The organism is Pseudonocardia sp., from assembly GCF_025465255.1.
Lineage (GTDB): Bacteria > Actinomycetota > Actinomycetes > Mycobacteriales > Pseudonocardiaceae > Pseudonocardia.
Genome location: NZ_JAODNI010000175.1, coordinates 1 through 22,339 on the forward strand (window position 1 = coordinate 1; position 22,339 = coordinate 22,339).

Consider the following 22,339-nt stretch of genomic DNA (forward strand, 5'->3'; position numbering starts at 1 on the left):
GGCCCCGGTCGCACCCGACGGCGGCGTCCTGCCCTCGCCCGTGCCCGCGGGCGCGGTCACGCCGTTCTGCTCCAGACACGTGCGGAAGGCGGAGTCGTCGGACGTCGTTCCCGCGCTCGGGGTGCCCGAGCTCGCCGTCGAGCCGCTCGTCGTGGTGGTGGTTCCCGACCCGCAGGCGACCAGGCCGACGAGCGCGACGCCCGCGACCGGCAGCGCCGCGAGCCGGGTGAGCCGGCGGGAGGTGAGGGTGGACATGGTGGTCTCCGTTCCGGTCGCGGAGGGGAACGAGGGGATCGCGACCGGCGCCGACTGTGTCGGCGGCGCCTGTCCGCGGGCTGTGCGGAGGCCCGGTGGATCGTGTGACCGGAACCGCGCGTCATCACAGGAAACGCACAGGAGACCACCAGAGGAGACACAGGTGCGGGCGCGAGGCTGGCTACCATGACCGAGGTGAGCGAGCAGTCCGCACCCCTGCGCCGCGCGGACGGAAGCCCCGTGCGGGTGCTCGTCGTGGACGACGAGTCGACGCTGTCCGACCTGCTGTCCATGGCACTGCGCTACGAGGGCTGGGACGTGCGCACCGCGGCCGACGGTATCGGGGCGGTCCGGACGGCGCGGGACTTCAAGCCGGACGCGGTCGTCCTGGACATCATGCTGCCGGACCTGGACGGGCTCGAGGTGCTGCGCCGCATGCGGGCCGAGGCGTCCGAGGTGCCGGTCCTGTTCCTGACCGCGAAGGACGCCGTCGAGGACCGGGTCGCCGGGCTCACGGCGGGCGGGGACGACTACGTCACCAAGCCGTTCAGCCTGGAGGAGCTGGTCGCGCGGCTTCGCGGGCTGCTGCGCCGGGCCGGGATGGCCGCGGCGAAGCAGGGCTCGGAGCTCGTCGTCGGCGATCTCGTGCTGGACGAGGACAGCCACGAGGTCCGGCGCGGCGGCACGGACGTCGAGCTGACCGCCACCGAGTTCGAGCTGCTCCGCTTCCTGATGCGCAACCCGCGGCGCGTGCTGAGCAAGGCGCAGATCCTGGACCGCGTGTGGCACTACGACTTCGGCGGCCAGTCCAACGTCGTCGAGCTGTACGTGTCCTACCTGCGCAAGAAGATCGACGCCGGCCGCACGCCGATGATCCACACCGTCCGCGGCGCCGGGTACATGCTCAAGCCGGCCGCCGACGCGAGATGATCGCCCCCATGAGGACGACGCGCCGGTGAGCGCCCCGGGCCGACGTTTCCGGGACCGTGGGCACAGCCTGCGGGCCCGCCTCGTCGTGACCGTGCTCCTGCTGTTCGTGCTGGCCTGCGCGGTGATCGGGGTCGCGACGACGATCGCGCTGCGGCAGTTCCTCTACAACCGCCTGGACCAGGACATCCTCGGCGCCGCGGAGCGGTTCACGATGTCGCGGCAGTTCCAGGAGCGAGGCATCCCCCCGCCCCTCGGCGCCCCGGGCCGGGACGGCTTCCTCGGCCCGGCCCAGAAGCCGCGCACCCTCGGAGCCGTGATCGTCGGCGGCGTCGTCGTGCAGTCGGAGGTCACGGACCGGCGGGGCTCGTCGGCCGCTCTGCCGGCCCACGACGCCGCCACGATCGCCGCGCTGCCCGCGAACACCCGGCCGGAGAACGTGCAGCTTTCCATCGGGGAGTACCGGGTGGCGACGATCTCCGGTGCCTCCGGCGAGGTCCTGGCCCTGGGCCAGCCCGCTGACGAGGCCACCGGCATCCTCAACGGCCTCGTCGTGATCGAGCTGGTCGTGATCGGCGTGGCGCTCGGCGGTGCGGCCGTGGCGGCGACGCTCGTGGTGCGCCGCGAGCTGCGGCCCCTCGAGCAGGTCGCCTCGGTCGCGGCGAAGGTCAGCACGATGCCGCTGGACAAGGGCGAGATCGAGCTCGCCGAACGCGTCCGGGACCCGGACCCGCGCACCGAGGTCGGCCAGGTCGGCGGGGCGCTGAACCGCATGCTGGACAACATCGAGGGCGCGCTGGAGGCTCGGCAGGAGAGCGAGACCCAGCTACGCCAGTTCGTCGCGGACGCCAGCCACGAGCTGCGCACCCCGCTCGCCGCGATCCGCGGGTACGCCGAGCTGACCCGCCGCGACGGCACCGTCCTCCCGGAGAGCACCACGCACGCCCTGACCAGGATCTCCTCGCAGGCGATGCGGATGAGCACGCTCGTCGAGGACCTGCTGCTGCTCGCGCGTCTCGACGCCGGCCGCCCGCTCGAACGCGCCGAGGTGGACCTCACCCGCCTCGTCCTCGACGCCGTCGGGGACGCGCACGCCGCGGGTCCCGGGCACCGCTGGAAGCTGGATCTGCCGGACGAGCCGGTCACGGTCGTCGGCGACGCGTCGCGGCTCACCCAGGTGCTGGTGAACCTGCTGGCCAACGCCCGCACGCACACCCCGGCCGGGACCGAGGTGACCGTCGGGCTCGTCGCGGGATCGCCCGCCGAGCTCACCGTCACCGACACCGGCCCCGGCATCCCGCCCGCGTTGCTGCCGCACGTGTTCGAGCGGTTCGCGCGCGGGGAGAGGTCCCGGGTCCGGGCCGTCAACAACACGGCGAGCACGGGGCTGGGTCTCGCGATCGTCGACGCGGTTGTGTCCGCGCACGGCGGTTCGGTCTCGGTGGCGAGCGAGCCGGGCCGGACGGCGTTCACGGTCCGTCTGCCGGGCGTGCCGGCGAAGTCTCCGGTCCCGGTACCCACCCGCGTCTGACGGCCTCGCTCCGCCGGCCCCGGTCGTCGGGCCCCTCGGCGGAGCTCTGCTCTGCGTACACCGGCGCACCGCGAGAGGAACATGAGCGCGACAGTTCCATGATCGAAGGATGCTGATGTCTCTCTCACGGTGGACGAGGCGGCCGTCGGCGCGGCGGTGTGCGCAGGGCAGAGGTCGGCGGGGCAACCCCTGACCGGCGGGGCGGCGAGCCGGGCCCGCCTGCTCACAGCTCGCGCACAGGGTGGTCATCGGGCCGGCACAGGGCGCTGCCCGAGTCTCGGCGATCGTGATCCGCACCCTCACCACACGCCCCCTCGAACCCCCCGTTCACGGGGATCCCGGCGAGGCGGTGGGGCCGCCGGGCCGCTCCGGGGTGGTGGGGCGACGGATCTCGCAGGGGGTGCTGCTCGTCGGCACGGCGGTGCTCTATCTGTGGAACCTCTCCGCGTCCGGGTGGGCGAACGCGTTCTACTCGGCGGCCGCGCAGGCCGGCGGCGAGAACTGGACGGCGTGGTTCTTCGGCTCGTCCGACGCCGCCAACTCGATCACCGTGGACAAGACCCCCGCAGCCCTGTGGATCACGGGCCTGTCGGTGCGGGTCTTCGGGCTGAGCAGCTGGAGCATTCTGGTCCCGCAGGCGCTGATGGGCGTGGCGACGGTCGGCCTGCTCTACGCGACGGTCCGGCGGGTCTCCGGACACGGCGCCGGCCTGCTGGCGGGCGCGGTCCTGGCACTCACGCCGGTCGCCACGTTGATGTTCCGGTTCAACAACCCCGACGCGCTGCTCGTGCTGCTGCTCGTCGCCGCGGTCTGGGCGAGCATGCGGGGCCTGGAGAACGGCCGGACGCGCTGGCTGGTGCTGGCGGGCGTGTTCATCGGCGTCGGCTTCCTCGCGAAGATGCTGCAGGCCTTCCTGATCGTTCCGGCGCTCGCCGCGCTGTGGCTGGTCGCCTCGCCGACGACGATCCGGCACCGGGTCCGCGACCTGCTGCTCGCGGGCGTCGTGGTCGTGGTGAGCGCGGGCTGGTGGGTGTTGATCGCCGAGCTGTGGCCCGTGTCGTCGCGGCCCTACATCGGCGGCTCGCAGAACAACTCCGTGCTCGAGCTCGTGTTCGGCTACAACGGCTTCGGCCGGCTCACCGGTGACGAGACCGGCAGCGTCGGCGGTAGCGCGGGCGGCGGCTGGGGCCGGACGGGCCTCACCCGGCTGTTCAGCTCCGAGATGGCGCCCGAGGCGGGCTGGCTGATCCCGGCAGCGTTGATCCTGCTCGTCGGGCTGGTCTGGGTGACCGGACGTGCGCCCCGGACGGACCGGCTGCGCGCGGCGACGATCGCCTGGGGCGGCTGGCTGCTGGTCACCGGCCTGGTGTTCAGCTTCATGGCCGGGATCTTCCACAGCTACTACCTGGTGGCGATCGCCCCGGCGACGGCCGCGCTCGTCGGCATGGGCGCCACGGAGCTGTGGCGGCGCCGGGAGCTCGGTGGGGCGCGGGCGCTCCTCGCGGCCTCCGTCGCGGTGACGGCGATCTGGTCCTTCATGATCCTGGCCGACGACGCGAGCTGGCAGCCCTGGCTGCGCTGGGCGGTCCTGGGCGTCTGCCTGGTGGCCTCAGCGGCGCTGCTCGGCCTCACGCGGCTGCCGCGGCTCCTCGCGGTCGGCGTGGCGACGGCGGCGGTGCTGGCCTCGCTCGGCGGCACCGCCGCGTATTCGGTCGCGACGGCGGCCACGGCCCACACGGGTGCGATCCCCAGCTCCGGCCCGGCCGGCTCCGGGATGCGGGGCTCCGGCGGCCCGGGCGGTGCGATGCGCGCGGCTCCCCCGGCGGGCTTCGTCGGAACGGCACCGGGTGGCGCGGGTACAGGCGCGGCTGCGGGCGGCACCGGCACAAGCGCGACTCCCGGCGGCACGGGCACCCCACCGATCGGTACGGGCGGCACCGGAACCCGCGGCACGGGAACGTTCCCCCAGGCCGGCACCACTCCCGGCGGCGGGTTCGGCGGCCGGGGCGGCATGGGCGGCGCCGGGTCCCTGCTGAACTCGGCGGCCCCGAGCGCCGCAGTGACCGCACTCCTGCAACAGGACGCCGGGGCCTACACCTGGGTCGCCGCGGCCGTCGGCTCCAACAGCGCCGCCGGCTACCAGCTCGCCGCCGGCGCCCCGGTCATGGCCGTCGGCGGGTTCAACGGGACCGACCCGGCCCCGACGCTCGAGGAGTTCCAGGCTGACGTCGCGCAGGGGAAGATCCACTGGTTCGTCGACGGCGCCGGGTCGGACCGGGGCGGCTCGGACACGGGCGGCAGCGACGCGGCGGCGCGGATCGCCGCGTGGGTCCGGCAGACGTTCACGGCCACCGCCGTCGACGGCACGACCCTCTACGACCTGAGCACCGGGGCCACGGCATGACCGGCGCCACACCCGAGCCGGCCGCACCCACAGCCGGCCCACAGGTCGACCACAAATCCGCGACAGGCCCGGACCCGAGGGTGAGCGCCATGAGCACCGTCGTCAGCGACTTCACCGGCACCGGACTCCCGCCTGTCGGCGGCGGGCGTCACCGGCGCACCGTCCTGGACATCGTGGTCCCCGTCTACAACGAGGAGCGCGACCTCGAGTCCTCGGTCCGCCGGCTGCACGCGCACCTTCAGGGGAGCTTCCCCTACCCGTTCCGGATCACGGTGGCGGACAACGCCAGCACCGACGACACCCCGCGGATCGCGGCCCGGCTCGCCGCCGAACTGCCCGATGTGGCGAACGTCCGGCTCGAGCAGAAGGGCCGCGGGCGGGCGCTGAAGACGGTCTGGTCCTCCTCCGACGCGGCCGTGCTCGCCTACTGCGACGTCGATCTGTCCACGGATCTCAACGCCGTCCTCCCGCTCGTCGCGCCGCTGATCTCCGGACACTCGGACCTGGCGATCGGTACCCGGCTCGGGCGCGGGTCCCGGGTGGTGCGCGGGGCGAAGCGGGAGTTCATCTCCCGCTGCTACAACCTGATCCTGCGCGGCGCCCTGGCCGCCGGCTTCTCCGACGCCCAATGCGGCTTCAAGGCGATCCGGGGCGACGTCGCGCAGCGGCTGCTCCCGCTCGTCGAGGACACCGGCTGGTTCTTCGACACCGAACTGCTGGTCCTGGCCGAGCGGGCGGGCCTGCGGATCCACGAGGTCCCGGTCGACTGGGTCGACGACCCGAACTCGACCGTCGACATCGTCGCGACCGCGACGGCGGACCTGAAGGGCGTCGTGCGCGTCGGGCGGGCCCTGGCGACGGGTGCCCTGCCGATCCGGGAGATGCGGACCCAGCTCGGGCGCGAACCCCTGGAGGCCGGCGTGCCCGGAGTCCCGACCGGCATGACGTCGCAGCTGGTCCGCTTCGCCGCGATCGGGGTCGCGAGCACCCTGGCCAACCTGCTGCTCTACCTGCTGTTCCGGACGTTCATGGGGTCCCTCGCGGCCAACGTCGTCGCGCTGCTGCTGACCACGATCGCGAACACCGCGGCCAACCGGCGGCTCACGTTCGGCGTGCGCGGCCGCGACGGTGCCGCCCGCCACCAGTTCCAGGGCCTGATCGTCTTCGGTATCGGGCTCGGCCTGACGACCGGGGCGCTCGCGCTGCTCGGGGTCGTCGTGGCGAACCCGGGCACGGTCCTGGAGCTCGCGGTGATCGTCGTCGCGAACCTCGTCGCGACCGTCGTCCGGTTCGTCCTCTTCCGCTCCTGGGTGTTCCGCGGGCGGGCTCGCCCGGCGACGCCGACCACCGCCGACACCACCACCGAACTCGCCGCCTGAGCCGTACCACCCGCTCCCCGGAGGAACTCCCCCGTGACCACGACACTCCGCTCCGACCACGTCCGCCCGCCTGCGGACCCCGGCCCGGCCGAGCCGGCGACGACCGCGGGCCGGCCGCGCTGGGAACGTCCGGCGCTCGCGCTGCTGCTCGCCGGCACCGCCGCGGCCTACCTGTGGAACCTGGCGGCCTCGGGCTGGGCGAACTCCTTCTACGCGGCGGCCGTGCAGGCCGGGACGCAGAGCTGGACCGCGTTCTTCTTCGGCTCGCTGGACTCCGGCAACGCGATCACGGTGGACAAGCCGCCAGCGTCGCTGTGGGTGATGGAGCTGTCCGGGCGGATCTTCGGGTTCTCGTCGTGGAGCATGCTCGCCCCGCAGGCGCTGATGGCCGTCGCGTCCGTCGCCCTGCTGTGGGCGGCGGTGCGCCGGGTGGCGGGCCCCGGTGCGGGGCTGCTGGCCGGGCTGGTCCTGGCCCTCACCCCGGTCGCCGCGCTGATGTTCCGGTTCAACAACCCCGACGCGCTGCTCGTGCTGCTGATGGTCGCGGCCGCCTACTGCACGACGCGGGCGATCGAGAAGGCCGGCACCCGCTGGCTGCTGCTGGCCGGGCTGCTGCTCGGCCTCGGCTTCCTGACCAAGATGCTGCAGGCCTTCCTGGTGCTGCCCGGCCTGGCGGTCGCCTACTACTGGGCGGCGCCGACGACCGCGTGGCGACGCATCCGCCAGCTGGTCGCGGCGGGGGTCGCACTGGTCGTCGGGGCGGGCTGGTGGCTGCTGGCGGTCGCGCTCTGGCCCGTCGGCTCCCGGCCGTACATCGGCGGCTCGACCGACAACACCCCGTTGGAGCTGGCTTTCGGCTACAACGGCCTGGGCCGGATCTTCGGTGGCGCGGGCAACGGGGGCGCGGGCCGCACCGCGGCCGATGCCGGAGGCGGTCTTCCCGGCGGGACGGCCGGCGCGGAGGCGGCGGCCTCCGGCGGCGGGATGCCCGGCGGGGGCGGCCCCGGCGGCGGCATGTTCGGCGGCGAGACCGGGCTCTCCCGGCTGTTCAGCACGGCGTTCGGCACCCAGGTCAGCTGGCTGCTGCCGGCGGCGCTGATCCTGCTGGTCACCACGCTCCACCTCACCCGGCGCGCCCCGCGGACGGACCGGGTCCGCGCCGGCCTGCTCGTCTGGGGCGGCTGGACGCTGGTCACCGCGCTGGTCTTCAGCTTCATGAGCGGCACGATCCACCCCTACTACTCGGTCGCGCTCGCGCCGGGCATCGCGGCGCTGGTCGCGATCGGCGGCCGTGAGGCGTGGCGCGCCCGCGGCACCTGGCTCGGCCGCGGCACCCTCGCCGTGACGTCCGCGGTGACCGCGGTCTGGGCGTTCGTCATGCTGGGCTGGTCGCCCACGTTCCTGCCGTGGCTGCGCTGGGTCGTGCTCGCCGTCGGTCTGATCGCGGCGCTCGGCCTGCTGGTTCCGGCCGGACGCCGGCGCTGGGCCGGGGTCGCGGCGGGCGCGGCGGTGCTCGCGGGGCTCGCCGCCCCGACGGCGTACGCGGCGGAGACGATCGGGACCGCCCACACCGGCTCGATCCCGTCGGCCGGGCCGGCGGTCGCGGGGGCGACCGGCTTCGGCGGGGGCCCGGGCGGAGCCCGCTTCGACGGCGAGGCTCGAGGGGACGGCACCGGACAGGACGGGGCACCGGGCGGGACGGCCATGGGCGGGACAGCACCGGGCGGGAGCGCCACCACCCCCGGCGGCAGGGGCCAGGGCACTCCGTCGTTCGCCGGTGGCGGTGCGGGCGGGCCCGGCGAGGAGGTCACCGACACCGCCCTCGTCGACCTGCTCCGCAACGCCGGTGACGCCCGCTGGGCCGCCGCGACCGCCGGGTCCCAGGGCGCCGCGTCCATGGAGCTCGCCAGCGGGACGCCGGTGATGGCCATGGGTGGCTTCACCGGGTCCGACCCCTACCCCACGCTCCAGCAGTTCCAGGCCTACGTCGACGCCGGCGACATCCGGTACTTCGTCGCCGGCGGCGGCATGGGCGGTGGCGGCGGCCGTGGCGGCGCCTCCTCCGCGATCACCGTCTGGGTGCAGCAGAACTACACGCCCACGACGGTCGGCGGGCGCACGGTCTACGACCTGGCGGCGCCGGCCGGCTGACCCGCCGGGGACCCGGGCGGTGCGTCACGGCGCACCGCCCCTGCCCGGTGTCGATCTTCATCGAACGGGCAGACTGGGCCCCGTGAGCGATCTGCGCACCACGACCGGAAACGCCGTCGACGCGATCCTCGGCACCGCTCGCGCGCTGGGCGCGCTGACCCGTTCCGGGGTGGTGCGGCCGATCCGGCCGGACCGCCTGGCGGGTGTGGTGTCCGGGCTGATGCGCTACCGGCTGAGCCTCGCCGCGGGCTACGCGGTCGGGGCGGCCCGGCACCCGGACCGGCCGGCGATCGTCGACGACGACGGCACGCTGACCTACGCCGAGGTGCACGAACGCACGGACCGCCTCGCCCGCGGGCTCGCCACGCTCGGCGTGGGCGAGGGCACCCGGGTCGGGGTGCTGTGCCGCAACCACCGCGGCGCGATCGAGACGCTCGTCGGCGCCGGGAAACTCGGCGCGGACGTCGTGCTGCTCAACACCGGGCTCCCCGCGGGGCAGATGGCCGAGATCGCGGACGAGCTGCAGCTGCACACCGTCGTCGCGGACGAGGAGTTCGCCGGGGTGCTCCCGGACGGTGTGGCGGTGGTGACCTCCGGGGCCGGGGTCGACGAGCTCATGGAGCGGGGCGCCTCCGGCTCGCTCCCGTCCTCGCCGGGGCAGGGCCGCATGATCGTCCTGACGTCCGGCACCACCGGAACCCCGAAGGGCGCCAAGCGGCCCCACCTGTCCACGCTGGCGCCCGCCGCGTCGATCCTGTCGATCATCCCGTTCCGGGCCGGGGACCGAGTGCTGATCTCCGCCCCGCTGTTCCACACCTGGGGCAACGCGGGCCTGCTGATCTCGGTCCTGCACGGCGCGACCGTGGTACTGCGGCGCAGGTTCGACCCGCAGACGTTCCTGGAGACGGTCTCCCGCGAACGGTGCGACGTCGTCGTCGCCGTGCCGGTGATGATCCAGCGGCTCTGCGAGTACGCCGCCGAGAAGGACGTCTCCTGGGACGGGCACGGGCCGCGGATCGTCGCCGTCAGCGGGTCCGCGCTGCCCGCGGGGCTCGCCACGGAGTTCATGGACCGCTTCGGGGACCGCCTGTTCAACCTCTACGGCTCGACCGAGGTCTCCTGGGTGAGCATCGCGGGGCCGGCGGACCTGCGTGCCGCGCCCGGCACGGCGGGCCGTGCGCCGTCCGGCACCACGCTGATGATCCTGGACGAGAAGGACCGCCCCGTCCCGCCGGGCACCGACGGGCGGGTGTTCGTCCGCAACGACCTGCCGTTCGAGGGCTACACCCGCGAGGGCGCCGAGGTCGAGACGCTCGACGGGCTGATCGGCACCGGGGACGTCGGCCACCTCGACGACGCCGGGCGGCTGCACCTCACCGGCCGCGGCGACGACATGATCGTCTCGGGCGGGGAGAACGTCCATCCCGGACCGGTCGAGGAGATCATCGCCGCCCGGGACGAGGTGCGGGAGGTCGCGGTCGTGGGCGTCCCGGACCGGAAGTTCGGCCAGCGCCTCGCCGCCTACGTCGTGCTCGCGCCGGGGGCTTCGCTCTCCGCGGACGAGGTGAAGGCCTCGGTCAAGGAGAAGGCCGCGCGCTTCGCCGTCCCCCGGGACGTGGTCTTCCTGGAGAAGCTGCCGCGCAACGAGACCGGCAAGATCGCCACGCGGGAACTGCCCGCCACCGACGGCTGAGCCCGAGTCGCCCGATCGACTCAGCCTTACCTAATGCAAGGTCCGCCGATGGCTGGGCCACCGCACGAGACACGCTGCTCAGCGGTGTCCGCCGGGCTCGGGGAACCGTTGGCCGGCAACGCCTTCACGGACTCCCGGCTGCTCTGCGTCGAGCATCTCGGCCCCTGGCCTCGCTCCGTGGACCGGCACCCGGATCCGGCCCTGGCCGCCCTCGTCGCCCGGGCCCGGACTGCCGGGCGGCGCACGCGGCTCGTCCGCCGCCCCGGGCGGCGGCCCGGACCGGACTCCGGGCGCACCCTGCTGCTCGCCGACACCGCCCCGGGCCGGATGCGCGTCGGTGCGCTGCGGGTTCGCGGTCCCGGGGAGCTCGCCGACGTCCCGCTCGACCACGCCGGCGCCGGTGCTCCCGTCGACGCGCCGATGCTGCTCGTCTGCACGCACGGCACGCGGGACCTCTGCTGCGCGGTCGAGGCTCGCTCGCCGCGTCCGTCCTGGCCACGGAGCCCGAGGACCGGGCCGCCGGCCTCTGGGGGTGCAGCCATCTCGGCGGGCACCGGTTCGCGCCGACCGCGCTGGTCCTGCCCACCGGCTACCTCTACGGCCGGCTCGACGTGGCCACCGCCGTCGCGGCGCGGAAGGCCGCCGGGCAGGGCGAGGTCGAGACCGCGCACTGCCACGGCCGCATCGCGTGGGAGCCGGCCGGGCAGGTCGCGGAGCTGCGGATCCGCGAGGCAGAGGGCCTGCGGGCCGGGCTCGCCCGCGTCGCCCCACTCGTGGCGACCGGGGTCCGGGCGCTCGCGTAGCGTCGGGCGGGTGATCGCTCCGGCCCCCAGCCCGATCGACGCGTCCGTCGCGGACCTGTTCGCACCACCGGTCGAGGTCGCGGCGCATCCCGCGGTCGCCGCGGCCACCCGGATCTCGGACGACGTACTGGCCCCGCACGCCGCGGCGGCGGACGACCCGGCCCGCGGCGTCGAGCCCGCCCACCTCGCGGCACTGGCCGGGGCCGGGCTGCTGAGCGTCACGATCCCGGAGGCCGAGGGCGGCCTCGGGGCCGGCGCGGGGGTGGACGCCGAGTGCACCGAGCTCGTCGCCGCGGCCTGCGCGGCCACGTGGTTCGTCGTGAACCAACATCGGTCCGCCCAGCAGCTCAGCGGCGGCGGCCTGCCCGGCCTCGATCCCGCCGCCCTGGAGATCGGCCCGGCGGCCGCGCGGTACCGGGCGGGTCTGGCGTCGGCGCGGACGCGCGCGGGGATCGCGATCGCACACCTTCGCCGGCCCGGTCCGCCCGCGGTCCGAGCGGATCCGCGGCCCGACGGGAGCTGGCGGATCGACGGCACCGCGGACTGGTGCACCGGGTGGGGCCTCACCGACCTCGTCATGATCGCCGCCACCGCGCCCGGGGACCGCTACGTGTTCGTGCTGGTCCCGGCCGCGGAGGCGCCCGGGCTGCGGGCCGGGGCACCGCTGCCGCTGTCCGTGATGGGCGGGACCCGGACCGTCGCCCTGGAGCTCGACGGGTTCGTCGCCGGCCCCGGCGCCGTGCTCGCCGTCGCAGACGGTGGGCCCTACCGCGACCTCGACGCCGCCCGGACCGCGAACGTCACCCCGGCCTCGCTCGGGCTGCTCCGGCGCGTCCTGGTCGGGCTCGAGGCCGTCGGCCGGGAGCGGGACCGACCCGAGGCCGTCGAGCTGGCGTGGTCCCTGGGCGAGCACGCCGCCGCACGCCGGGCCGAGGCGTACGCGCTGGTCAGCGACATCCCGGGCACCGAGCGGATCCCGGAGCGGATCGCGCTGCGGGCCGAGCTGACGACGCTGACGGTGCGGGCGGCGTCGGCGCTGATCGCGGCGCGCTCGGGATCAGCGATGCTGCTCGACAGCCCCGAGCAGCGCTGGGCGCGCGAGGCGGCGTTCCACCTGATCCAGGCGCAGACGGGCCCGGTGCGGGCGGCCCAGCTCACGGCGTTCGGGCTCTAGAACCAGCGCTCCAGGACGAGCGCGAGGCCGTCGTCGACCACCGTGGCGGTGACCTCGTCCGCGTCCGCCTTCACCTCGGCGGGCGCCTGGCCCATCGCGACGCCGTGGCCGGCCCAGCGCAGCATCGCGCGGTCGTTGTCCCCGTCGCCGGCGGCCAGCACGTCCTCCCGGGCGATCCCGAGCTCCGCCGCGACGTCCGCGAGCGCGGAGGCCTTGGACACCCCCGCCGGGACCAGCGTCACCCAGGCCAGCTCGTGGTCGACGGTCAGCTCCGCGTCCGGGACGTTCAGCTCGACGGCCCGCTGCGCGGTCTCCGCCGGGGTGCGGCCGGGCCAGTAGGCGATGATCTTGGGGGTGGGCAGCGCGACCAGCTCCTCCTCAGGGACGACGGTCACGACGCCGGCGAGGATGCCGTCCGGGAACGGTTCGGTGACCCGCTGCCCGACACCGACGTGCTCCGAGCCCAGGTGCGCTCCCGGGAAGGTCTCGCGCAGCGCCGCGAAGGCCTTCGCCGGGTCGAACGTGCGGACGGCCTTCACCGAGCGGGTCGCGGTGTCCAGGACGACCGCACCGTTGGAGCAGACCGTCGTGCCCGAGGCGAGGCCCAACTCGTCGAGGACCGCGCCGACGCCGATCACCGTGCGCCCGGTGCAGATCATCACGACCGCCCGCTCCGCGGCGGCGCGCACGGCCGCGACGACCCGGTCCGACGGCGGGGAGTGCTGGTGGATCGTGGTGCCGTCGACGTCGAGGGCGATCAGACGCGGCTGCCATCCGGGAGGTCGCACACGTCCGACACTAACCCGGGCCTTCGCCCGGTCGGGCGGCCCGGGCGCGTCGACGGAGCGTCCTGGGCGCGGCGCGCGGCGGGGTTCGGCAGAGTGGACCCATGCACACTGCTGAGTCGGCGGGTCCGAACGTTCTCCCGCTCCGGCCGCCGGCGCATCAGGTGGACCCGCGCGCGGTCACCTGGTGGCGGCTGCGCGGGCTCGCGGTCGCACTCGTCGTCGCGCTGCCGCAACTCGTGGTCGCGCTGGTCCTCGGTGGGCCTGCCTGGCTGGTGGGGACCATGGCGGCGACGGTCGTCGCCGGGCTCGCCTACGCGGCCGTCGTCCCCGGGGTGCTGTTCCGCATCCACCGCTGGGAGGTGACCGGCGAGGCCGTCTACACCCTGTCGGGCTGGATCGTGCGGGAGTGGCGGATCGCCCCGATCTCGCGGGTGCAGACCGTGGACACCGAGCACGGGCCGCTGCAGCAGCTCCTCGGGCTGGCCAGCGTGACGGTGACAACGGCGTCGGCCCGCGGTCCCGTGACGATCCGCGGGCTGGCGGCCGGGGACGCCGCGGAGCTCGCCCGCCAGCTCACCGAGACCACGCAGGCCACGGCGGGCGACGCGACGTGACCCTGCCGGCCGCGTCCGCCGAGCCCGAGGTGGGGCGCCACGACGTGCCGTGGCGGCGGCTGGACCCGCGAATGCTGGTGGTCGGCCCGGCCGGGATGCTCCTGCGGCTGCTGCCGTTCCTGGTGATCGTCCTGGTCACCGGGCAGGGCGACACCCCGCGGCTGCTGATCACGGCCGGCATCGCGGTGCTCGTGGTGATCGGCGGCGCGATCCGCTGGCGGACCACGAAGTACCGGATCACGCCGGAGCGGGTGGAGCTGCACAGCGGGCTCGTCCGCAAGCAGCGGCGGTCCGTGCCGCGGGACCGGATCCGGACCGTCGACCTCACCTCGACGCTGCTGCACCGCGCGTTCCGGCTGTCGGTGGTCACCGTGCACGCGGCGGACTCGGCGAGCGCCGGGGAGAAGCACGGACTGGGTCTCGACGCCGTCAGCGCGGGGGAGGCGGAGCGGCTGCGGCACGAGCTGCTGGAGCGCTCGCCCGCTGCTCCCGTGGCCGACGCACCCACCGAGAAGTCCGAGTCGCTCGCCACGATGAACTGGGCGTGGCTCCGCTTCGCGCCGCTGACGTTCTCGTCGCTGGCCGGAGTGGGCGCCGTCGTCGCGGCGGGGTTCAACCTGCTCAGCGAGCTGCGTGTGGATCCGCGGAAGGTCCCGGGTGTCGACGACGCGGCCGAGCGGCTGGCGGCGGGGCCGCTGTGGATCGCCGTCGGGGTCGTCGGGGTGCTGCTCCTGGTGCTCGCCGTCGTCGGGTCGACCGCGCTGTTCACCGAACGCTGGTGGGGTTACCGGCTCACCCGGGAGTCCGACGGGACGCTGCGCGTGCACCGCGGGCTGCTCACCCGGCGTTCGCTGTCGGTGTCCGAGCACCGGCTGCGCGGGGTCGCGGTCACCGAGCCGCTGCTGCTGCGGGCCGGCCGGGGCGCCCAGACTCGGGCGCTGTCGACCGGCCTGGGCAAGGATGCGCAGGGCGGGGTCCTGCAGCCGCCGGCGCCCCGGGCGGAGGCCCACCGCGTCGCGGCCGCCGCCCTGCAGGAGGCGGCCTCGCCGACGCTGACCCCGCTGCTCCGGCATCCCCGGGTGGCGTTGCGCCGGAGGATGACCAGGGCCCTCGGTCCCGCGGCGGTGCTCGTGCTCGCGGCCTGGGTCGTCGCGGAGACGACCGGGCCCGCGCGGCTCGGGCCGCTCTCGCTGCTCCTGCTGCCCGCGGCCGCGCTGCTCGGCCGGGACCGCTTCCGCGGCCTCGGGCACGCGCTGACCCCGCGGTACCTGGTGAGCCGGCTCGGCGGGCTGAACCGCCGGACCGTCGCCCTACGCCGGGAGGGCGTGATCGGCTGGACCGTCCGGCAGAGCCCGTTCCAGCGCCGGGCCGGGGTGGTGACCCTCGAGGCGGTCACCGCCGCCGGCGAGGGCGGCTACCGCATCCTCGACGTCACCGGAGCCGACGCCGTGGCCCTCGCCGAGGCCGTCACACCGGAGGTGTGCGCCTTCGGCGCTCGTACGCGGTAATCGTCGCCAGGGCAACGCTTTTCGCGCACGGGCCGCGTCAGCGGCGGCGGGTGCCGAAGAGGCCGCGGGTGATCTCGCGGCCCAGGGAGCTCGCGGCGGAGCGTAGGAACGACTTCACCACGGGCGAGCCGAGGACCTCGGCGATCATGCCCGGCTCCTCCTTCTCCGCGCGGCGGCGCTCGGGCTCCGGCGCGGGGGCCGGGGCCTCCGGAGCCGCCTGCGGCGCGGGCTCGGCCATCTTCGCCGTCAGCTTCTCGTAGGCGGACTCGCGGTCCACGGTCTGCCCGTACTTCGGGAACAGCACCGAGCCCTTCGCCGCCTCGGTGACGGCCGGCTCCCCGATCGCCGCCATCAGCGATCGCGGCGCCCGCATCCGGGCCCAGGCGACGGGCGTCGGGGCACCCCGCTCGGAGAGCACGGTGACGATCGCCTCACCGGTCCCGAGGGAGGTCAACGCCTCCTCCAGGTCGTAGACCTTGGAGATCGGGTACGTCTTGACCGTCTTCGACAGGGCCTTCTGGTCCTCGGGGGTGAAGGCGCGCAGGGCGTGCTGGATCCGCGCGCCGAGCTGCGACAGCACGGCGTTGGGGATGTCCGTGGGCAGCTGCGTGCAGAAGAACACCCCGACGCCCTTGGACCGGACGAGCTTCACGGTCTGCTCGATGCGGGACAGGAAGGCCTTCGACGCGTCGGTGAACAGCAGGTGCGCCTCGTCGAAGAAGAAGACGAGCTTGGGCTTGTCCAGGTCCCCGGCCTCGGGGAGGTCCTCGTAGAGCTCGGCGAGCAGCCACATCAGGAAGGTCGAGAAGAGCTTCGGGTTGGCGGCCTGGTCCGCGAGCTCGAGCAGGGTGATGACGCCCTTGCCGTCGACCTGCCGGAGGAGGTCCGCCGGCTCGAACTCCGGCTCGCCGAAGAAGTCCTCGCCGCCCTGGGCCTCGAGGTTCACCAGCGCACGCAGGATCACCCCGGCCGTCGCGGGCGAGACGCCGCCGATGCCCTTGAGCTCCGCCTTGCCCTCGTCCGAGGTCAGGTGCTGGATGACGGCGCGCAGGTCCTTCGTGTCCAGCAGCGGCAGACCCTTCTGGTCCGCCCAGTGGAAGATCAGCCCGAGCGTCGACTCCTGGGTGTCGTTGAGGTCCAGGACCTTCGACAGCAGGATCGGCCCGAACTGGGTCAGCGTCGCGCGGATCGGCACGGCGGAGGACGAGCCGCCGAGGGACAGGAACTCGACGGGGAACCCGGTGGGCGTCCAGTCGTCCCCGGTGTCCTGCGCCCGGGACCGGATCCTGGGGCCGTCCTCGCCGGGCTTCGACAGCCCGGACAGGTCACCCTTGACGTCCGCGAGCAGCACCGGCACCCCGGCGTTGGAGAGCTGCTCGGCGAGCCCCTGCAGGGTCTTCGTCTTGCCCGTCCCCGTCGCGCCCGCGACCAGCCCGTGGCGGTTCAACGTGGCGAACGGGATGCGGACCTTCGCGGTCGGATCCACCTGGCCGTCGACGAGGACGGTGCCCAGCTCCAGGGCGATCCCCTCCGTGGCGTACCCGGCGGCGATCTGCTGTGCCGGATTCTCCTGGGCAGCGCTCGTGTTGTCCCCCACGCGGCGGAGCCTATTGCATCCGGCACGCGCCGAGGTCCCGGCGCGGCCGGGGCCGAGCGCTTACGCTGCAGCGATGAACGATCGTCTGGTGTGGATCGACTGCGAGATGACCGGCCTCGACCTCGTGAACGACGCGCTCATCGAGATCGCGGTGCTCGTCACGGACGGGGACCTCAACATCCTGGGCGAGGGCGTCGACGTCGTGATCCACGCCGACGAGTCCGCCTTGGCCGCGATGCCGGACGTCGTGCGGGAGATGCACGCGAAGTCCGGGCTGACCGAGGAGGTCCGGGCCTCCGAGGTGACCCTGCGCGAGGCCGAGGAGCAGGCGCTGGCCTACATCCGCGAGCACGTGCCCGACGCCGGGGCGGCCCCGCTCGCCGGGAACTCGATCGCCACGGACCGCAGCTTCCTCGCCCGGGACATGCCCGAGCTGGACAACCACCTGCACTACCGCATGATCGACGTGAGCTCGCTCAAGGAGCTGGCACGCCGCTGGTTCCCCCGGGTCTTCTACGCCAAGCCGGAGAAGGGCCTCGCCCACCGCGCGCTCGCGGACATCATCGAGTCCATCCGCGAGCTCGAGTACTACCGCAACACCCTGTTCGTCGCCCCGCCCGGACCGAGCACCGAACAGGCGCAGGCCGCGGCGGCCGCACTCCGGACCCCCGTCCCCCCTGCGGAATGACGATCACCCACCCGCCTGCAGAACCCGCTCGCGGTGGTGGTTAGACTCTCCCCAGAACGTCGGGCACGCCCGGCGGGCGATGGTGGGTGTAGCTCAGTTGGTAGAGCACCTGGTTGTGGTCCAGGGGGCCGCGGGTTCAAGTCCCGTCACTCACCCGGTGGCCAGACCCCACCGCGAGGCGCCTGAGGACGGCTGGTAAAGTTCTCCAGGCGCTGAGCGGAGGGGATCCGGTCAGCAGAGGAAAATTTCACATGCGTCGCTAGCTCAATTGGCAGAGCAGCTGACTCTTAATCAGCGGGTTCGGGGTTCAAGTCCCCGGCGACGTACCAGGTAGATCAGGCCCTCAGTCTCCGGACTGGGGGCCTGACAGCTTTCCGTGGCAGCAACGGCCCTCATAACAGCCGCTCGTCATGGTGGTTGAGCGCGGCTCGCTGTGCGTCGAGGTTCACAGGACGGCCGATGGGTCGCCGCGCCTACGTACGCCGCATGCTGGAGGAGGCGTCATGAGCGGGCGCGACCTCAGCGGCGAGGGCAGCGTCTGGGTGACGGTGTCGGGGACGCCCTTGCCGCTGGCGAGGCCGGCCTTGACGAGCTAGTAGGTGTCGGCGCGGTAGGTCTCGGCGCAGGAGAGGCAGACGACGGCGCGGCGGTTGTTGCAGGGCACGTAGATCACGCCGTCGGGCATGTCGGCGGTCGAAGTGATGGCGGTGATGCGGCCGGTCGAGGTTTCGACGGTGTGGATGTCCCCGCGCAGGCGGATGGGGTGCGGGCGGCCGGCGGCGACGCTGATGTGGTTCTGCCAGCGCTGGTGTTCCGCCGAGCCGGCCCGGCGGGCGACGGCGACGTAGGAGCAGCCCGTCTCGATGTCGCGGAGGTTGATTCCGGCGCGCGGGGGCGTTGATCGTGGGTATCAGAGGCTGGGCCGCTGGACGACGTTCTCCAGCCGCTCGACCTTCCAAGGACGGCCGGCCATAGGAGCTGAAGGTCCAGGTGGGCGATCTGCAGCCGAAGGAGCGCGCAGCTCGGCAGGCGTCGGCAGCACGGTCATGCCCAAACCCGACTCTGAACCCGCCCAGACCAAGTCCTGAGCCTTATCGATCACAAAGTCGGGGAGACGGTGCATCCGGGCTTAGCCCGCCGGTGGACGCGGTCGGCCTTTCGTCCGCACTGGTATCAGGAGACACGCCCTTTCGTCTGTTCCTGCAGACAGCCGCAGACGGTGGCGATCTCGGCGTCGCAGCGATCAGGACTGGGAGGATCCATGTCGGATACACGAATGGCTTCGGCAACCGGTGGTTCCCGGGGAGGCCCGCGTGCCGCGGCGGACGAGATCGTTGTCACCGGTCTGGGTGCCGTCACTCCACTCGGTGGAGACGTGAAGTCCTTCTGGGAGGGCCTGCTCGAGGGGCGCTCCGGGGTGGTGGCGCTCGACCATGAATGGGCGGCCGACTTCCCGGTGCGGATAGCGGCGCCGATGGCGATCGACCCGGCCGAGACCCTCTCCCGGGTACAGGCACGCCGGCTGGACCGGGCGTCGCAGGCGGCGCTGGTCGCGGCCCGGGAGGCATGGGCCGACGCGGGCTTCGTGGGGACGGCCGAGGAAACCCGCCTCGACCCGACCCGGGTGGCGGTGGTCATCGGTACCGGGATCGGCGGTGCGCGCACCATGATCAGGGAGTACGACATCCTGCATGCAAAGGGGCCGGGACGGGTGTCCCCGCTGCTCATCCCGATGACCATGGCCAACGGGCCGGCGGTGAACGTCGGTCTGGAACTGGGCGCGCAGGCGGGCGTGCACACGCCGGTGAGCGCATGCGCCTCGGGCTCGGAGGCGGTGGCCTACGGCCTGGACCTGCTGCACCTCGATCGGGCCGACGTCGTCGTGGTCGGCGGCACCGAGGCGTGCATCCACCCACTGACCATGGCCGGCTTCGCGCAGATGCGGGCGATGTCCACGCGGAACCACGAGCCCCAGCGGGCCTCGCGCCCGTGGGACAAGGGCCGCGACGGGTTCGTCATGGGCGAGGGCGCGGGAGTCCTCGTCCTGGAGCGGGCCGTCGACGCGGCCGCCCGCGGCCGAACCCCCTACGCGGTGCTCGCCGGCGCCGGGATCACCTCCGACGCCTACGACATCGTCCAGCCGGGCGGGGACGGCGGGGTGCGCGTGCTTAAGCACGCGGTCCAGCGCGCCGGCCTCTGCTTCGATGACGTCGTCCATATCAACGCACACGCCACCTCGACCCCGGTGGGCGACATGGGTGAGGCCGAGGTGATTGCCGAGTTGTTCGGCGAGGACACCGTCGTCACCGGCACCAAGTCGATGACCGGCCACCTGCTGGGCGCCGCCGGGGCGATCGAGTCGATCGCCACCGTGCTCTCCGTTCATCACGGCGTGGTGCCGCCCACGATCAACCTCGAGGACCCCGAGGACGGCCTCCGGTTCGACGTCCCCCGCGAGGCCCGGGAGATGCCGGTCGACGCCGCGATCTGCAACTCGTTCGGCTTCGGCGGACACAACGCTTCCGTGGTCTTCACCCGACTCCCGTGAGGCCCTTGACGAGAGCAACGACACCCACCGTCACCCCGGGCGGTGAACCCGGCGGGGCTCAGCGATCCCGATCCCGCGGCTCCCGACCGGAGAAGCAGCTGCACGGCGGTCGTGATGGTGCGCCACGGCGAGCAGCCCGGCGCAGCCCCCGCGCGGCCGAGGAAGCCGTCATGGCCGAACTTGACCTGACCGGCCCGCCGGTACCGCGGCTGCGGACGGGGGCCGGGCCCTGCCGGACGACGCCGACGGTGTCACGCTCACGGTGGTCCAGCCCGGAGACCGCTGACCCGCGGCCGCGGCGCGAGCCATGTGTGCCGCTGCGCCTCGGGGCGGGGCTGCTGAGAGGTCCAGGGGAGGAGTCTGCGCCGCGGCGCGGCGCCCCGCGCGTCCGGGACAGGAGGCCCACGTGCCGCGATTGAGCAAGGTCCTCGTCGCCAACCGCGGCGAGATCGCTGTCCGCGTCATCCGGGCCTGTCGCGACGCGGGGCTGGCGAGCGTGGCCGTGTACGCCGAACCCGACCGTGACGCGCCGTTCGTCCGGCTCTCCGACGAGGCGATCTCCCTCGGTGGCAGCACGGCCGCCGAGTCGTACCTGGACTTCGCGAAGGTGATCGGGGCGGCGGAGAAGACCGGCGCCGACGGGATCCACCCCGGCTACGGCTTCCTCTCCGAGAACGCCGACTTCGCCCAGGCCGTCATCGACGCGGGCATCACGTGGATCGGGCCGAGCCCGCAATCCATCCGCGACCTCGGCGATAAGGTGACCGCGCGCCACATCGCGATGCGGGTCAGCGCGCCGCTCGTCCCCGGCACGGCCGACTCGGTCTCGGGGCCGGAGGAGGTCGAGGCGTTCGCCGACGAGCACGGGCTGCCGATCGCGATCAAGGCCGCGTTCGGCGGCGGCGGGCGCGGGATGAAGGTGGTGCGGGAGCGCAAGGAGATCCGCGAGCTTTACGAGTCGGCGGTCCGCGAGGCCGTTGCGGCGTTCGGCCGCGGCGAGTGCTTCGTCGAGCGCTACCTGGACAAGCCGCGCCACGTCGAGGCGCAGGTGCTCGCCGATACCCACGGCAACGTGATCGTCGTCGGCACCCGTGACTGCTCACTGCAGCGCCGGTTCCAGAAGCTGGTGGAGGAGGCGCCGGCCCCGTTCCTCACCGATGAGCAGCGCTCCACGATCCACGAGGCGGCCAAGGCGATCTGCAAGGAGGCCGGCTACTACGGCGCCGGCACCGTGGAGTTCCTCGTCGGCCAGGACGGGCTCATCACGTTCCTCGAGGTCAACACGCGCCTGCAGGTCGAGCACCCCGTCTCGGAGGAGACGTCGGGCCTCGACCTCGTGCGCGAGCAGTTCCGCATCGCCGAGGGCGAGGTGCTCAACCTGCTGGAGGATCCGCAGCCGCGCGGGCACTCGATCGAGTTCCGCATCAACGGCGAAGACGCCGGCCGCGACTTCCTCCCGGCCCCCGGCACCGTCACGGCGATCGCCTTTCCGGCCGGGCCCGGTGTGCGGGTGGACGCGGGCGTCGAGGCAGGATCCGTGATCGGCGGCCAGTTCGATTCGCTGCTGGCCAAACTCATCGTCACCGGTTCGGACCGGGTGCAGGCGCTGGAGCGCTCCCGCCGCGCGCTGGCCGAGTTCCAGGTGGAGGGGATGGCTGCCGTGTTGCCGTTCCACCGGCTCGTCGTCGACGATCCCGCGTTCGTCGCCACCGACGCCGAGGGATTCACGGTCCACACCCGCTGGATCGAGACGGAGTGGACGGGCACCGTCGAACCGTTCCAGGGCGACGCGGCGGCCGAGGCGGACGACGACGACGCCCCGCGGCAGACCTTCGTTGTGGAGGTGAACGGGCGCCGGGTGGAGGTCTCGCTGCCCGGTGACCTTGCCCTGGGCGGCGGAGCCGGGCCGGCCCCGAAGGCGGCACCGCCGCGCAAGCGGGGCGGCAAGAGCGGGCAGAAGGCTTCCGGGGACGCCGTCACCGCCCCGATGCACGGCACGATCATCAAGGTCGCGGTCAGCGACGGCGACCAGGTTTCGACAGGCGACCTCATCGTCGTCCTCGAGGCGATGAAGATGGAGAACCCAGTCACCGCGCACAAGTACGGGACGATCACCGGTCTCACCGCCGTGCAGGGCGGCTCCGTGTCTCAGGGCAGCGTGATCTGCGAGATCAAGGACTAGCTACTTCGACCTGAAGTGGTGGCCTTTCAGGCTTCTGACCTGCGCGGATGTGACGCGCCTTCCGTGATCACGGTGGAGTGTCCGGTAGAACAGCGTC

The 22,339-nt window shown here is 73.7% G+C and carries 18 protein-coding genes, 2 tRNA genes and 1 pseudogene; 16 read left to right on the forward strand and 5 right to left on the reverse strand.

The genetic code is table 11. The features are described 5' to 3' along the window. Nucleotides 1–255 (reverse strand): annotated as a pseudogene (locus JWP64_RS20940) (hypothetical protein); the annotation flags it as partial. 186 nt (nt 256–441) lie between these two features. Here JWP64_RS20940 and JWP64_RS20945 point away from each other — a divergent pair. The 6 genes from JWP64_RS20945 (at nt 442) to JWP64_RS20970 (ending at nt 10,340) form a co-directional block, all read left to right on the forward strand. After that, entirely contained in the window at nt 442–1,185 is a 744-nt protein-coding gene (locus JWP64_RS20945; RefSeq protein WP_297499753.1) for a response regulator transcription factor, read from the forward strand. Between the two features lie 25 nt (nt 1,186–1,210). Beyond that, the gene (locus JWP64_RS20950; RefSeq protein WP_297499755.1) at nt 1,211–2,713 is read left to right on the forward strand and encodes a cell wall metabolism sensor histidine kinase WalK; all 1,503 of its coding nucleotides are present in this window, start codon (nt 1,211–1,213) and stop codon (nt 2,711–2,713) included. Between the two features lie 349 nt (nt 2,714–3,062). After that, the gene (locus JWP64_RS20955; protein WP_297499844.1) at nt 3,063–5,117 is read left to right on the forward strand and encodes a glycosyltransferase family 39 protein; all 2,055 of its coding nucleotides are present in this window, start codon (nt 3,063–3,065) and stop codon (nt 5,115–5,117) included. A gap of 89 nt (nt 5,118–5,206) precedes the next feature. Beyond that, a complete protein-coding gene (locus JWP64_RS20960; protein WP_297499757.1) occupies nt 5,207–6,496 on the forward strand; it encodes a bifunctional glycosyltransferase family 2/GtrA family protein in 1,290 nt (429 codons plus the stop codon). A gap of 33 nt (nt 6,497–6,529) precedes the next feature. Beyond that, nucleotides 6,530–8,647, forward strand: coding sequence for a glycosyltransferase family 39 protein (locus JWP64_RS20965; protein WP_297499759.1), 2,118 nt, complete (start codon nt 6,530–6,532; stop codon nt 8,645–8,647). 82 nt (nt 8,648–8,729) lie between these two features. Beyond that, nucleotides 8,730–10,340, forward strand: coding sequence for an AMP-binding protein (locus JWP64_RS20970; protein ID WP_297499761.1), 1,611 nt, complete (start codon nt 8,730–8,732; stop codon nt 10,338–10,340). Between the two features lie 78 nt (nt 10,341–10,418). On the opposite strand, the gene JWP64_RS20975 is transcribed toward JWP64_RS20970, so the two are convergent. After that, complete coding sequence (locus JWP64_RS20975; protein ID WP_297499763.1) at nt 10,419–10,781, reverse strand: hypothetical protein; 363 nt, start codon at nt 10,779–10,781, stop codon at nt 10,419–10,421. 170 nt (nt 10,782–10,951) lie between these two features. Between JWP64_RS20975 and JWP64_RS20980 the strand changes: the two genes are divergently transcribed. Together JWP64_RS20980 and JWP64_RS20985 are read left to right on the forward strand one after the other, a co-directional pair. Beyond that, nucleotides 10,952–11,143: a hypothetical protein gene (locus JWP64_RS20980; RefSeq protein WP_297499764.1), complete on the forward strand. Its 192-nt coding sequence runs from the start codon at nt 10,952–10,954 to the stop codon at nt 11,141–11,143. 10 nt (nt 11,144–11,153) lie between these two features. Next, nucleotides 11,154–12,317 carry an acyl-CoA dehydrogenase family protein gene (locus JWP64_RS20985; RefSeq protein ID WP_297499766.1) on the forward strand — a complete coding sequence of 388 codons (1,164 nt, stop codon included), beginning with the start codon at nt 11,154–11,156 and terminating at the stop codon, nt 12,315–12,317. Here JWP64_RS20985 and JWP64_RS20990 read toward each other — a convergent pair. Further along, the gene (locus tag JWP64_RS20990) at nt 12,314–13,105 is read right to left on the reverse strand and encodes an HAD family hydrolase (protein WP_297499768.1); all 792 of its coding nucleotides are present in this window, start codon (nt 13,103–13,105) and stop codon (nt 12,314–12,316) included. The two genes, JWP64_RS20985 and JWP64_RS20990, sit on opposite strands and share 4 nt — an antisense overlap. Nucleotides 13,106–13,206: 101 nt before the next feature. On the opposite strand from JWP64_RS20990, the gene JWP64_RS20995 reads away from it, so the two are divergent. Together JWP64_RS20995 and JWP64_RS21000 are read left to right on the forward strand one after the other, a co-directional pair. Next, entirely contained in the window at nt 13,207–13,719 is a 513-nt protein-coding gene (locus JWP64_RS20995) for a PH domain-containing protein (RefSeq protein WP_297499770.1), read from the forward strand. Then, nucleotides 13,716–15,227 (forward strand): PH domain-containing protein, encoded by a 1,512-nt coding sequence (locus tag JWP64_RS21000; RefSeq protein ID WP_297499772.1) that lies wholly within the window; start codon nt 13,716–13,718, stop codon nt 15,225–15,227. Before JWP64_RS20995 ends, JWP64_RS21000 begins: the two co-directional genes overlap by 4 nt. Nucleotides 15,228–15,264: 37 nt before the next feature. On the opposite strand, the gene JWP64_RS21005 is transcribed toward JWP64_RS21000, so the two are convergent. Beyond that, nucleotides 15,265–16,824 (reverse strand): helicase HerA-like domain-containing protein, encoded by a 1,560-nt coding sequence (locus JWP64_RS21005; protein ID WP_297499774.1) that lies wholly within the window; start codon nt 16,822–16,824, stop codon nt 15,265–15,267. Nucleotides 16,825–16,897: 73 nt separating this feature from the next. Here JWP64_RS21005 and orn point away from each other — a divergent pair, with 73 nt between their 5' ends. The 3 genes from orn to JWP64_RS21020 all read left to right on the forward strand — a co-directional run bounded on the left by orn (nt 16,898) and on the right by JWP64_RS21020 (nt 17,841). Next, a complete protein-coding gene (gene orn / locus JWP64_RS21010; RefSeq protein WP_297499776.1) occupies nt 16,898–17,512 on the forward strand; it encodes an oligoribonuclease in 615 nt (204 codons plus the stop codon). An 82-nt stretch (nt 17,513–17,594) separates the two neighbouring features. Beyond that, nucleotides 17,595–17,667: transfer RNA gene (locus tag JWP64_RS21015), tRNA-His, on the forward strand. Between the two features lie 98 nt (nt 17,668–17,765). Next, nucleotides 17,766–17,841: transfer RNA gene (locus JWP64_RS21020), tRNA-Lys, on the forward strand. Nucleotides 17,842–18,104: 263 nt separating this feature from the next. Here JWP64_RS21020 and JWP64_RS31645 read toward each other — a convergent pair. Continuing rightward, on the reverse strand, nt 18,105–18,272 hold the full coding sequence (locus tag JWP64_RS31645) for a replication initiator (protein ID WP_366890344.1): 168 nt from the start codon (nt 18,270–18,272) through the stop codon (nt 18,105–18,107). On the opposite strand from JWP64_RS31645, the gene JWP64_RS21025 reads away from it, so the two are divergent. The 3 genes from JWP64_RS21025 (at nt 18,196) to JWP64_RS21035 (ending at nt 22,242) form a co-directional block, all read left to right on the forward strand. Then, nucleotides 18,196–18,360: a hypothetical protein gene (locus JWP64_RS21025; RefSeq protein WP_297499778.1), complete on the forward strand. Its 165-nt coding sequence runs from the start codon at nt 18,196–18,198 to the stop codon at nt 18,358–18,360. The genes JWP64_RS31645 and JWP64_RS21025 overlap by 77 nt on opposite strands. 428 nt (nt 18,361–18,788) lie before the next feature. Continuing rightward, nucleotides 18,789–20,060 (forward strand): beta-ketoacyl-[acyl-carrier-protein] synthase family protein, encoded by a 1,272-nt coding sequence (locus JWP64_RS21030; RefSeq protein ID WP_297499780.1) that lies wholly within the window; start codon nt 18,789–18,791, stop codon nt 20,058–20,060. Between the two features lie 406 nt (nt 20,061–20,466). Then, complete coding sequence (locus tag JWP64_RS21035) at nt 20,467–22,242, forward strand: acetyl/propionyl/methylcrotonyl-CoA carboxylase subunit alpha (RefSeq protein WP_297499782.1); 1,776 nt, start codon at nt 20,467–20,469, stop codon at nt 22,240–22,242. The last annotated feature ends 97 nt before the right edge of the window (nt 22,243–22,339 follow it).